The following is an 11,450-nucleotide window of genomic DNA, read 5'->3' on the forward strand; positions in this document are numbered from 1 at the left end:
GCCAGGAGTCATACCCGGTGTGGTTCGAGAAGGTCACCGTGTACACCGGCAGCACCTCGACACCGATGCGCTGCAGCGGGAACACGGCGGCCGAGTTGCCGACGTGCCCGTGGGCCACGGCCGACTGGATCGAGAGGATCTTCATCCGTCGATCCTCGCATCCGCGGCGCGCGCCGCGACGACGGCCGCGGCGACGTCGTCCGCGAGGCGCTCCTGATCGGCATCGTCAAGCTCGTGCACCGTGAGACGAAGAGCGGATGCCGCACCCCCGCCGGCCAGCTCGAACTCGTCGCCCGGCCGGGCGAGCCACCCGCGACGCATGAGCCCTTCGGCGACGGGGCGGGCCGCGGCATCCGTCGTCACCCACACGTTGAGTCCGTCGGAGGGCGGCACGACGATGCCGCGGTCGGCGAGCCGGGCGATGAAGGCGGCGTTGCGCGAGGCGTAATGCGCGCCGGCCGCGTCGATCTGCGCGCGCACCGCCGGGTCGATGAGGAGGGCGTGCGCGAGGCGCTGCAGCAGGTGACTGACCCAGGTGGTGCCGGGGCTCAGCCGCAGGGCGAGGCGTTCGGCGGTGTGCGGGTCTGCGGCTGTGATGGCCAGCCCCATGTCGGGCCCGAGGAACTTCGAGACCGAGCGGATGAGGGCCCAGCGCTCGTGGGCGGGGGAGATGAGCGAGTGGAACGGGCGGGTGGAGAGCAGGGAGAAGTGGTCGTCCTCGATGATGAGCACGTAGGGGTGCTCGGCGAGCACCTCCCGCAGCTGCGCCGCGCGCGCGGCGCTGAGGCCGGCACCGGTGGGGTTCTGCGCGCGAGGGGTGTGCACGACCGCCCGCACGCCCACGGCGAGCGCGGCCCGGAGTCCGGCGACAGTCATGCCCTCCTCGTCGACCGGGACGGGCACGGCCCGGTAGCCGCCGAGGCGCACGATGTTCAGGCTCGACAGGAAGCACGGGTCCTCGAGCGCCACGGCGTCGTCGCGGGCGAGGGTCTGCGAGAGCAGGCGGTCGATCGCGTCGGACGCGCCGCCGGTGATCGTGAGGCGGATGTCGCGCGCCTCCGGCAGCGCCTCGGTCATCCAGTCCCGCGCCCACGCCTCGAGCGCACGGTCGATGACCGGCTCTCCGTAGAGCACGGGGCGTCCGCCGACGCGTCGGAGGGCCTCGGTCGGGTCGGGGATGAGTCGCGGGTCGGGGTTGCCCGTGCCGATGTCGCGCAGCACGGTGTCGGCGGCGTAGCCCTCCTGCGCGATGCGGGTGCGCGCGGCGATGCGGGTTCCGGCGCGCCCCCGCGAGACCACGACCCCCGCCAGAGCGAGCTGCCGGTAGGCCGCGACGACGGTGTTGCGGTTCACGCCGAGCGTGTCGGCGAGGGTGCGCACGGGCGGCAGCAGCGCGCCGGGGACGCGATCGCCTCGCTCGACGAGCGTGCGCACGCTGTCCGCGATCTCGGTCGCGGTGGTGCCCGTTATGCCGGTCGTCATGTGTGACCCCCTCGCAGCAAGCCTAAGCGCCAGTCGTGTTACATTTCGGCCTAGGCCAAAACATGGCGTCATCCGGACGCCCGAAGGAGCAGACCGTGACCACTCCCACCATCGGTTCCGACCGCGTCAAGCGCGGCCTCGCCGAGATGCTCAAGGGCGGCGTCATCATGGACGTCGTCACCGCCGAGCAGGCGCGCATCGCCGAGGACGCCGGCGCCGTCGCCGTGATGGCGCTCGAGCGGGTTCCCGCCGACATCCGCGCCCAGGGCGGCGTCGCCCGCATGAGCGATCCCGACCTCATCGACGACATCATCGCGTCGGTCTCCATCCCGGTCATGGCGAAGGCGCGCATCGGGCACTTCGTCGAGGCGCAGGTGCTGCAGCAGCTCGGCGTCGACTACATCGACGAGTCCGAGGTGCTCTCGCCCGCCGACTACGTCAACCACATCGACAAATGGAAGTTCACGGTGCCCTTCGTCTGCGGCGCGACGAATCTCGGTGAGGCGCTGCGCCGCATCAACGAGGGTGCGGCGATGATCCGCTCGAAGGGCGAGGCCGGCACGGGCGACGTGTCCGAGGCGACCAAGCACATCCGCAAGATCACGAGCGAGATCAACGTGCTGCGCTCCCTCACCAAGGACGAGCTCTACGTCGCCGCAAAGGAGCTGCAGGCGCCCTACGAGCTGGTCGCCGAGATCGCCGAGACCGGCACGCTCCCTGTCGTGCTCTTCACCGCCGGCGGCGTCGCCACCCCCGCGGATGCGGCCATGATGATGCAGCTCGGTGCCGACGGCGTGTTCGTCGGCTCCGGCATCTTCAAGAGCGGCAACCCGGCCGAGCGCGCCGCCGCCATCGTGAAGGCGACCACGTTCTACGACGACCCGGCCGTCATCGCCGAGGTCTCGCGCGGACTCGGCGAGGCGATGGTCGGCATCAATGTCACCGACCTGGCCGCACCGCACCGCCTCGCCGAGCGCGGCTGGTGACCAGCCCGCGCATCGGGGTGCTCGCGCTCCAGGGCGACGTGCGCGAGCACGCCGTCGCCCTGGCGGCGCTGGGGGCGGATGTCGCCAGGGTGCGGCGCCCCGAAGACCTCGCCGCCGTGCAGGGGCTCGTGATCCCGGGCGGCGAGTCGAGCGTCATCGACAAGCTCGCCCGCGCCTTCGAGCTGCGCGACCCCCTGCGCGAGGCGATCGCCGGAGGGCTCCCGGTGTACGGCACCTGTGCCGGCCTCATCCTGCTCGCCGAGCGCATCGTCGACGGCATCGCCGGGCAGCAGACCTTCGGCGGCCTCGACGTGACGGTGCGCCGCAACGCGTTCGGCAGCCAGGTGGACTCGTTCGAGACCGACCTCGACGTGCCCTCCCTCGGCGCACCGCCTGTGCACGCCGCGTTCATCCGCGCACCGCTCATCGAACAGGTCGGCGCCCGGGCCGAACCGCTCGCCCACCTCTCCGACGGGCGGGTCGTCGCCGTGAGGCAGGGCCCCCTGCTCGGCACGTCGTTCCACCCCGAGGTCACGGGGGAGCTGAGGTTCCACCGCCTGCTGCTCGACGCCGTCGCGGCGGCGTGAGCCGCGGCATCCGTTCGATGTCGTCCCCGCCGCGTAGTCTCGCGACGTGACCAGCTGGATCGCCCTGCTGCGCGGGGTCAACGTCGGCGGCGCGACCGTGCGCAACGCCGAGCTGCGCGAGATCGTGACGGGCATCGGGGGCACTGACGTCGTGCCGGTGCTCGCGAGCGGCAACGTCGTGTTCGACCACCCGACCGAGCGAGCGGATGCCGCGGCTCTCCGCGCGAGGCTCGAGGCGGCGCTCGGACGCCACTACGACTACGACGCGCACCTGCTGCTCGTTGCCCGGGAGGCCGTCGAAGAGGCGATCGGCGGGTTCCCGTTCGCGGCCGACGACACCGCGCGGCAGCCCTGGGTGATCTTCTGCGACACCGCGCAGACCGCGGCATCCCTCATCGACGAGCCCCGCGACGACGACCTCGATCCGGTCGCCCGCGACGGCGCCGTCGTGTACTGGAACCCACCCAAGGGACGTTCGACCGACACCCCCTTCGCGAAGGCGGTCGCGCGTCGCACCTGGCGGGAGCGCACCACGACGCGCAATCTCCGCACCCTCGTGAAGATCCTCGCCGCACGCCCGTAAACTGGAGCCTATGTCCGGACACTCCAAATGGGCCACGACCAAGCACAAGAAGGCGGTCGTCGACGCCCGCCGCGCGAAGTCGTGGGCGAAGCTCATCAAGAACATCGAGGTCGCAGCCAAGCTCGGCGGTGCCGACCTGCAGGGCAACCCGACCCTCTTCGACGCAGTGCTCAAGGCCAAGAAGACCTCGGTGCCCAAGGACAACATCGACCGCGCGATCAAGCGCGGCGCCGGCATCGGCGGCGAGTCGGTCGAGTACTCGTCGATCATGTACGAGGGCTACGGTCCCAACGGCGTCGCCCTCATGATCGAGTGTCTGACCGACAACAAGAACCGCGCCGCGGCCGAGGTGCGCACGGCACTCAGCCGCAACGGCGGCACCCTCGCGGACCCCGGTTCGGTCGCCTACAACTTCTCCCGCAAGGGCGTCATCGTCGTCTCTGAGGAGGGCACGACCGAGGACGACGTCATGCTCGCGGCCCTCGAGGCGGGCGCCGAGGAGATCGAGCCCCACGCCCAGGGCTTCGAGGTCATCACCGAGGCATCCGATGTCGTGGCCGTCCGCAGCGCGCTCGTCGACGCCGGCATCGAGTACGAGTCGGCCGACGTCGAGTTCGTCCCGACCCTCAAGGTCGAGATCGACGCCGAGACCGCCCGCAAGGTGTTCCGCCTCATCGACGCCCTCGAGGACAGCGACGACGTGCAGAACGTCTACTCGAACTTCGACCTCACCGCCGAGGTGCAGGCCGAGCTCGAAGAGGACGAGTGATCGCACGCGGGCGCGCCGCTCGAGCGCCGCGACCCGCGATCGTTAGCGTGGGGGAGTGACCACCCCTTCGCTGCGCGTGCTGGGCATCGACCCCGGCCTCACCCGCTGCGGCGTGGGCGTGGTGGATGTCGCTCCCGACCGCTCTGCGCGCCTCGTGCACGTCGGGGTCGTGCGCTCCTCACCCGACCTCGCGATCCAGCGGCGCCTGCGCCTCATCGCCGACGGTATCCGCGAGGTCGTCGCCGTCCATCAGCCCCACGTGGTCGCCGTCGAGCGCGTCTTCGCCCAGCACAACCGGCACAGCGTCATGGGGACGGCCCAGGCGAGCGGCATCGCGCTGCTCGTCGCCGCCGAGTTCGGCCTCGAGGCCGCGACCCACACTCCGTCCGAGGTGAAGGCCGCCGTCACCGGCTACGGCTCAGCCGACAAGGCGCAGGTGCAGGCGATGATCGCGCGCCTGCTGCGCCTCGACGCACCCCCGCAGCCGGCGGATGCCGCGGACGCCCTGGCCCTCGCGCTCTGCCACGCCTGGCGTCGCGGCCCCGCCGCCCCCGGGGCATCCGCCCTGACGCCGGCGCAGCGCGCCTGGGCCGACGCCGAGCGCCGCGCCCGCCGCTAGCGTGTCGCTCGAACATATCTGCGAACCGTCTCGTAGGGTGGAGCCATGATCGCTTCCGTGCGCGGCTCCGTGCTGTACGTCGACGGCGACACCGTCGTCGTCGAAACGGGCGGTGTCGGCTACGCCGTCGCAGTGACGCAGCCCGTCGCCCACAGCCTGACTCCCGGCGCCGAGGTGCTGCTGCACACGCATCTCGTCGTGCGCGAAGACGCGATGCAGCTCGTCGGGTTCACCGAGCGCGCCGAGCTCGTCGTGTTCCTGGCGCTCCTCGGCGTCTCCGGCGTCGGTCCGAAGTCGGCCCTCGGCGTGCTCTCGCACCTGTCGATCGACCAGATCGCCGCCGCCGTTGCCGCCGAGGACGACGCGCCGTTCCGGCGCGTCTCCGGGATCGGCCCGAAGACGGCAAAGCTCATCGTCGTGCAGCTCGCCGGGCGCCTCGCCCCGCCGTCAGCTGCCTCGACCTCTCCGACGGGCGGGGGAGACGCGGCGCTGCTCACCCAGCTCACCGCGGCCCTGAACGGTCTCGGCTGGAACGACCGGGTCGCACAGGAGACCGCGACATCCGTCATCGAGAGCGCGCCCGCGACCGAACGCAGCGTTCCCGCCTTGCTCCGGCTCGCCCTCGCCGAGCTCGGGCCCGCGCGAGGGGAGCATGTGCGTGGATGAGGTGAACCCGCAGGCGGTCGATGAGACCGAGCTCGCCATCGAGGGCGCACTGCGCCCGACGTCGCTCGCCGAGTTCATCGGGCAGCCCAAGGTGCGCGGGCAGTTGCAGCTGCTGCTCGATGCCGCCCGCATCCAGGAGCGGCCCGCCGATCACATCCTGCTCGCCGGCCCCCCGGGGCTCGGCAAGACCACTCTTGCGATGATCGTCGCGCACGAGAGCGGGCGTCCCCTGAGGCTCTCGAGCGGCCCCGCGATCCAGCACGCGGGGGACCTCGCGGCGCTGCTGTCGAGCCTGCAGCCGGGGGAGGTCTTGTTCATCGACGAGATCCACCGGATGGCCCGTTCGGCGGAGGAGATGCTGTATCTCGCGATGGAGGACTTCCGCATCGACATCATGGTGGGCAAGGGCGCCGGCGCCACCTCGATCCCGCTCGATCTCGCCCCCTTCACGCTCGTGGGCGCGACGACGCGCTCCGGCATGCTGCCGAACCCACTGCGCGACCGGTTCGGCTTCACCGCCCATCTGGAGTACTACGACCCCGCCGAGCTCGAACGCGTCGTCGAGCGCTCGGCAATCGTGCTCGGGGTCGAACTGTCCGCCCGCGCCCGCGCCGAGATCGCCCGCCGCTCCCGGGGGACACCCCGCATCGCGAACCGACTGCTGCGCCGCGTACGTGACTACCTGCTCGTACACGGGGGCGCGGGCACGGATGTCGCGGCCGTCGGCGCCGCGCTCGAGCTCTACGACGTCGACCCGATCGGTCTCGATCGGCTCGACAGGGCGGTGCTCGACATTCTGATCCGCCGGTTCGGCGGCGGGCCCGTCGGCCTCGGCACCCTCTCGGTGACGGTCGGAGAGGAGGCCGACACGATCGAGTCGGTCGTCGAGCCCTACCTCGTGCGCATCGGACTCATGGGTCGCACGCCCCGCGGGCGCGTCGCCACGCCCGAGGCGTATGCCCATCTCGGTGTGGCCCCGGCACATGCGACCGGAACGCTCGATATGGATGACCTATAATCGCTGAAGGCTTTCGCCGCCCTCTCCCTACGGCGCCCATCTTGAGTGCGCCTCATCTGAAAGGCTCCGCGCCCGCATGGACTTCGGCACGTTCTTCAGCAACTACGGCCTGCTCATCCTGCTCGTCCTGCTCCTGGTCTTCATGTTCTGGAGCTCCCGACGCCGCATGCAGAAGCAGAAGGCCGAGGTCGAGGCCCGCGCGCGTCAGACCGTCCCCGGCGCCAAGGTGCTGCTGCAGGGAGGCCTGTACGGCACCATCGTGACCTTCGACTCCGACAACCTCGACCAGCCGGCCGTGGTCTCGATCGCCCCCGGCGTCGAGATCGAGGTACACAGCCAGGCGATCCTTCGCGTCGTCGACCCGATCGACGAGGTCGTCACCGAGGACGAGTACCTCGAGGCCGAGGCCACCCACGACGAGTACGAGGCCGGCGTCGCCAGCGGCGAGATCTCCTCGATCAGCGACGACCAGAAGAAGGCCGCCGACGCCGACGACGAGAAGAAGAACGGCACCGACGCCTGACACGGTGCCCGCGCACCCCTTCCGAAAGACCTGATCAGTGGCGACATCCACCCCCGTCAAGCACGCCTGGCGTGCCCTCATCGGCCTGCTGGCCGTGATCGCCGTGCTGTTCGGCATCAACGCCCTCGGCGTCTACGTGTTCCAGAAGTCGTCGTGGGCCCCGCAGCTCGCGCTCGACCTCCAGGGCGGCACGCAGATTATCCTGCAGGCGCAGACCGTCGACGGCGCGGCACCCACCGACACGCAGATGAACCAGGCGGTGTCGATCATCCGCCAGCGCATCGACGCGTCGGGTGTGTCCGAGGCATCCGTCTCGACAGAGGGCGGCCGCAACATCGTCGTGCAGATCCCCGGAACGGCGGACGAGCAGACGCGACAGCGCATCGAGGCCTCGGCCCAGCTGCAGCTGCGGGCCGTGCTGTACACGTCGGCCGACGTCACCGGCAGCTTCACCGGACAGGACGGGAACCAGACGCCCTACCCGACGCCGGCGCCCACCCTGCAGTCGACCCCGACCGCGTCGCCCACGAGCGGCAGTGACACCTCGTGGATCACCCCGGCGCTGCAGGCGGAGTATCAGGCCTACAACTGCTCGGCGACGACGAACGACCCCGCGAACGCGCCCAAGGACAAGCCGCTCGTCACCTGCGACTCGACCAACACCGCGAAGTACATCCTCGGGCCCGTCGAGCTCGACGGCTCCGCCATCACCGACGCCAGTGCCGGTCTGAACACGCAGAACGGCCAGTGGGTCGTGAACCTCGTGTTCAACGGCGAGGGAACCCAGACCTTCGGCGACATCAGCAAGCGCCTCTACAGCCAGACGGCGCCGCTCAACCAGTTCGCCTTCGTGCTGGACGGATCCGTTCTCTCCGCCCCCAGCATGAACGCCGTGATCACCGACGGCAAACCGCAGATCTCGGGCTCGTTCACGCAGGAGAGCGCGACCACGCTCGCCGACCAGCTCAAGTTCGGTGCTCTGCCGCTGAGCTTCTCGGTGCAGAGCTCCGACACCATCTCGGCGACCCTCGGCTCACAGCAGCTCATGATCGGTCTGATCACGGGACTCATCGGTCTGGCGCTCGTCGCGATCTACTCGCTCATCGTCTACCGGGCTCTCGGCTCGGTGATCATCGCGTCCCTCGCGGTGATGGCGGTCATCACGTACGCGGTGCTCTGCATCCTGGCGTGGCGCATGGGCTTCCGCCTTTCTCTCGCCGGTGTCGCCGGTCTGATCGTGACGATCGGCTTCACCGCCGACTCGTTCATCGTGTACTTCGAGCGCATCCGCGACGAGCTGCGCGACGGCAAGTCGATCACCTCCGCCGTCGAGGACGGCTGGGGCCGGGCGAAGCGCACGATCTACATCTCGAAGTCGATCAACGTGCTCGCGGCCGTCGTGCTCTACATCCTCGCGGATGCGACGGTGAAGGGCTTCGCGTTCACGCTCGGCATCACGACCGCGATCGACGTGCTCATCTTCATCCTGTTCACGCACCCTGTCATGCAGCTGCTGGCACGCACCCGGTTCTTCGGCTCGGGGCACCCGCTCTCGGGTCTCGACCCCGAGGCGCTCGGCGCCGTCTACCGCGGCCGCGCCCAGTTCCGCGCCCCGGCAGCGGCGACCGCCGGGCGTTCGGCCAAGTCGCGCAAGGAGGCGGAGCGCCGGCAGACGATCGCCGAGCGAAAGCGCGCGGCCGAACTCGGCGGCGGGACCACGACCGCGACCAAGGAGGGAGACGACTGATGCGCTCCATGAATCAGCTCGGAAACGACCTCTACACCGGCAAGACGTCCTTCCCCTTCGTCGGCCGTCGTCGTGTGTGGTTCATCATCGCGGCGGTGCTCGTGATCGCGTCGGTGCTCGTTCCCCTCGTGCGCCCGATCCACTTCTCGATCGAGTTCACCGGCGGCTCGCAGTTCACCGTGAGCGGTCTGACGAACCCCGATCAGCTCACCGCGACGAACGCCGTCAACGGTGTCGTCCCCGGCTCGGTCTCGAGCGTCACCACGGTCGGGGGCACCTCGGTTCAGGTCGAGACGAACCAGATGACGCCCGAGCAGACCCAGCAGGTCAGCCAGGCGCTCGCCACGGCGTTCGACGTGCCGCAGACCGACGTCACCGACTCGTTCATCGGTCCGGCGTGGGGCGCGGATGTCACGCGCCAGTCGCTCTGGGGACTCGCGATCTTCCTCGCGCTGACGTTCCTCATCCTCGCGCTCTACTTCCGCACGTGGAAGATGTCGGCCGCGGCCGTCATCGGCGTGGTGGACGTGCTGGTGATCACGATCGGCATCTACGCGGTCTGCGGCTTCGCGATCTCGCCCGCCGCGGTGATCGGATTCCTCACGATCCTGGCGTACTCGCTCTACGACACGACAGTCGTGTTCGACAAGATCCGGGAGAACACGCGCGAAGGCGGTGAGGCGGCCGGTCGCCTGTTCGGCGAGTCGGTGAACCTGGCTGTCAACCAGACGCTCATCCGTTCGATCAACACGACCATCGTCGCGGTGCTCCCGACCGGTGCGATCCTGTTCATCGGCGCGTTCTGGCTGGGTGCACAGACGCTCACCGACATCTCGCTGTCGATCTTCGTCGGAACGATCGTGGCTGCCTACTCGACGATCTTCGTGGCGGCGCCGCTGTACTCGCTGTTCCGTGAGAACGAGCCGAAGGTCAAGGCGCGCGACGCCCGCGTGCGCGCCTCTCGGAGCAAGGCAGAGGTCGCCGCCTGAGCGGCCGTCCACCTCGGCAGCGGGCGTAGGATGATCCGATCCGGCGAAGGGCGGTGAGACGCGAGTGACCGAGACCGTTCCGGCCGCGCCCCAGGCCTCTTCGCTGCGGCGGCTCGTGCCTCGGATCTTCTCCCGCGCGCACCGGCGCGACGATGTCGACCAGCTCGTGCGCACGGTGCGCACGCATCATCCGCGCGGCGACCTCGCTGTCATCGAGCGCGCATACACCGTCGCGGAGCGCGCGCACCGCGACCAGAAGCGCCAGAGCGGTGAGCCGTACATCACGCACCCGCTCGCGGTCGCTCAGGTGCTCGCCGATCTCGGTCTCGGACCGAAGGCGATCGCTGCGGCCCTGCTGCACGACACCGTCGAGGACACGGACTACAGCCTCGACCAGTTGACGGCGGAGTTCGGCGACGAGGTCGCGATGCTCGTCGACGGCGTCACGAAGCTCGACAAGGTCAAGTACGGCGAGAGCGCGCAGGCCGAGACGGTCCGCAAGATGATCGTCGCGATGTCGCGAGACATCCGCGTGCTCCTCATCAAGCTCGCCGACCGGCTCCACAACGCGCGCACGTGGGGTTTCGTGCCGCCCGAGAAGGCGCAGAAGAAGGCGCGCGAGACTCTCGAGATCTACGCTCCGCTCGCGCACCGCCTCGGCATCCAGGCGATCAAGTCGGAGCTCGAGGACCTCTCGTTCGCCGTACTGCACCCCAAGCTCTACGCCGAGATCGAGAGTCTGGTCAAGCAGCGCACGCCCCAGCGCGAGCAGTACGTGCACAGTGTGATCGACTCCGTCGATGCGGATCTGCGCGAGCTGCGCATCCGCGGGCGCGTCATGGGTCGTCCGAAGCAGCTGTACTCCGTGTATCAGAAGATGGTGGTGCGCGGTCGGGAGTTCGACGACATCTACGACCTGATCGGCATCCGCGTGATCGTCGCGACCGTGCGCGACTGCTACGCCGTGCTGGGCTCGATCCACGCCCGCTGGACGCCACTACCCGGCCGCTTCAAGGACTACATCGCGACGCCGAAGTTCAACCTCTACCAGTCGCTGCACACCACGGTGATCGGCCCGGGCGGTCGTACGGTCGAGATCCAGATCCGCACGAACGAGATGCACCAGCAGGCCGAGTACGGCGTCGCGGCGCACTGGAAGTACAAGGAGCGGATGTCGGGCAGTCGCACCGACGACCGCACCGTCGACACCGACATGGCGTGGCTCGCCCACATCTCCGACTGGCAGGCCGAGACCGCTGACCCCGGCGAGTTCCTCGAGTCGTTGAGGTTCGAGATCGGCGCCAAGGAGGTCTACGTCTTCACGCCGAAGGGACGCGTGATCGGGCTCCCGTCCGGCGCGACTCCGGTCGACTTCGCCTATGCGGTGCACACCGAGATCGGCCATCGCACGATGGGGGCGAAGGTCAACGGGCGTCTCGTTCCGCTCGAGAGCGAACTGAACTCGGGCGACGTCGTCGAGG

Annotated in this window: 12 protein-coding genes and 1 pseudogene; 11 read left to right on the plus strand and 2 right to left on the minus strand. The window is 69.7% G+C overall.

Features of this window, described 5'->3' with window-relative positions:
* Both ASG00_RS17920 and ASG00_RS09430 read right to left on the minus strand, forming a co-directional pair.
* A pseudogene (locus ASG00_RS17920) lies at positions 1 to 145 on the minus strand (pyridoxal kinase); the annotation flags it as partial.
* Positions 142 to 1,482, minus strand: a complete 1,341-nt coding sequence (locus ASG00_RS09430) for an aminotransferase class I/II-fold pyridoxal phosphate-dependent enzyme (RefSeq protein WP_056208927.1) — start codon at positions 1,480 to 1,482, stop codon at positions 142 to 144. The gene ASG00_RS09430 and the pseudogene ASG00_RS17920, both read right to left, overlap by 4 nt.
* 62 nt (positions 1,483 to 1,544) lie before the next feature.
* Between ASG00_RS09430 and pdxS the strand changes: the two genes are divergently transcribed.
* The 11 genes from pdxS to ASG00_RS17925 all read left to right on the plus strand — a co-directional run.
* Entirely contained in the window at positions 1,545 to 2,468 is a 924-nt protein-coding gene (pdxS, locus tag ASG00_RS09435; protein ID WP_200930901.1) for a pyridoxal 5'-phosphate synthase lyase subunit PdxS, read from the plus strand.
* Complete coding sequence (pdxT, locus tag ASG00_RS09440; RefSeq protein WP_200930906.1) at positions 2,462 to 3,055, plus strand: pyridoxal 5'-phosphate synthase glutaminase subunit PdxT; 594 nt, start codon at positions 2,462 to 2,464, stop codon at positions 3,053 to 3,055. The genes pdxS and pdxT overlap by 7 nt, the downstream gene beginning before the upstream one ends.
* Before the next feature lie 46 nt (positions 3,056 to 3,101).
* Positions 3,102 to 3,638: a DUF1697 domain-containing protein gene (locus tag ASG00_RS09445; protein WP_056208933.1), complete on the plus strand. Its 537-nt coding sequence runs from the start codon at positions 3,102 to 3,104 to the stop codon at positions 3,636 to 3,638.
* 10 nt (positions 3,639 to 3,648) lie between these two features.
* Positions 3,649 to 4,407, plus strand: a complete 759-nt coding sequence (locus ASG00_RS09450) for a YebC/PmpR family DNA-binding transcriptional regulator (RefSeq protein ID WP_056208936.1) — start codon at positions 3,649 to 3,651, stop codon at positions 4,405 to 4,407.
* 55 nt (positions 4,408 to 4,462) lie between these two features.
* A complete protein-coding gene (gene ruvC / locus ASG00_RS09455; protein ID WP_056208939.1) occupies positions 4,463 to 5,026 on the plus strand; it encodes a crossover junction endodeoxyribonuclease RuvC in 564 nt (187 codons plus the stop codon).
* A 45-nt stretch (positions 5,027 to 5,071) separates the two neighbouring features.
* Positions 5,072 to 5,692 carry a Holliday junction branch migration protein RuvA gene (gene ruvA / locus ASG00_RS09460; RefSeq protein WP_045248069.1) on the plus strand — a complete coding sequence of 207 codons (621 nt, stop codon included), beginning with the start codon at positions 5,072 to 5,074 and terminating at the stop codon, positions 5,690 to 5,692.
* A complete protein-coding gene (ruvB, locus tag ASG00_RS09465; RefSeq protein WP_045248070.1) occupies positions 5,679 to 6,710 on the plus strand; it encodes a Holliday junction branch migration DNA helicase RuvB in 1,032 nt (343 codons plus the stop codon). The genes ruvA and ruvB overlap by 14 nt, the downstream gene beginning before the upstream one ends.
* 76 nt (positions 6,711 to 6,786) lie before the next feature.
* Positions 6,787 to 7,233 (plus strand): preprotein translocase subunit YajC, encoded by a 447-nt coding sequence (locus ASG00_RS09470; protein WP_056208943.1) that lies wholly within the window; start codon positions 6,787 to 6,789, stop codon positions 7,231 to 7,233.
* Between the two features lie 37 nt (positions 7,234 to 7,270).
* The gene (secD, locus tag ASG00_RS09475; protein ID WP_045248072.1) at positions 7,271 to 8,980 is read left to right on the plus strand and encodes a protein translocase subunit SecD; all 1,710 of its coding nucleotides are present in this window, start codon (positions 7,271 to 7,273) and stop codon (positions 8,978 to 8,980) included.
* On the plus strand, positions 8,980 to 9,969 hold the full coding sequence (gene secF, locus ASG00_RS09480) for a protein translocase subunit SecF (protein WP_056208945.1): 990 nt from the start codon (positions 8,980 to 8,982) through the stop codon (positions 9,967 to 9,969). Before secD ends, secF begins: the two co-directional genes overlap by 1 nt.
* Positions 9,970 to 10,033: 64 nt before the next feature.
* The coding region (locus ASG00_RS17925; protein ID WP_235559469.1) for a RelA/SpoT family protein at positions 10,034 to 11,450 on the plus strand (1,417 nt) is incomplete at its 3' end.

It is taken from the genome of Microbacterium sp. Leaf351 (assembly GCF_001423825.1).
Taxonomy (GTDB): Bacteria; Actinomycetota; Actinomycetes; order Actinomycetales; family Microbacteriaceae; genus Microbacterium; species Microbacterium ginsengisoli.

What these genes read in the sequence shown, in the direction of transcription:
- ASG00_RS09430 (WP_056208927.1), bottom strand. Translation starts at nt 1,482, where the DNA reads ATGACGACCGGCATAACGGGCACCACCGCGACCGAGATCGCGGACAGC.
- pdxS (WP_200930901.1), top strand. Translation starts at nt 1,545, where the DNA reads ATGGCGTCATCCGGACGCCCGAAGGAGCAGACCGTGACCACTCCCACC.
- ASG00_RS09450 (WP_056208936.1), top strand. Translation starts at nt 3,649, where the DNA reads ATGTCCGGACACTCCAAATGGGCCACGACCAAGCACAAGAAGGCGGTC.
- ruvA (WP_045248069.1), top strand. Translation starts at nt 5,072, where the DNA reads ATGATCGCTTCCGTGCGCGGCTCCGTGCTGTACGTCGACGGCGACACC.
- ruvB (WP_045248070.1), top strand. Translation starts at nt 5,679, where the DNA reads ATGTGCGTGGATGAGGTGAACCCGCAGGCGGTCGATGAGACCGAGCTC.
- ASG00_RS09470 (WP_056208943.1), top strand. Translation starts at nt 6,787, where the DNA reads ATGGACTTCGGCACGTTCTTCAGCAACTACGGCCTGCTCATCCTGCTC.
- secF (WP_056208945.1), top strand. Translation starts at nt 8,980, where the DNA reads ATGCGCTCCATGAATCAGCTCGGAAACGACCTCTACACCGGCAAGACG.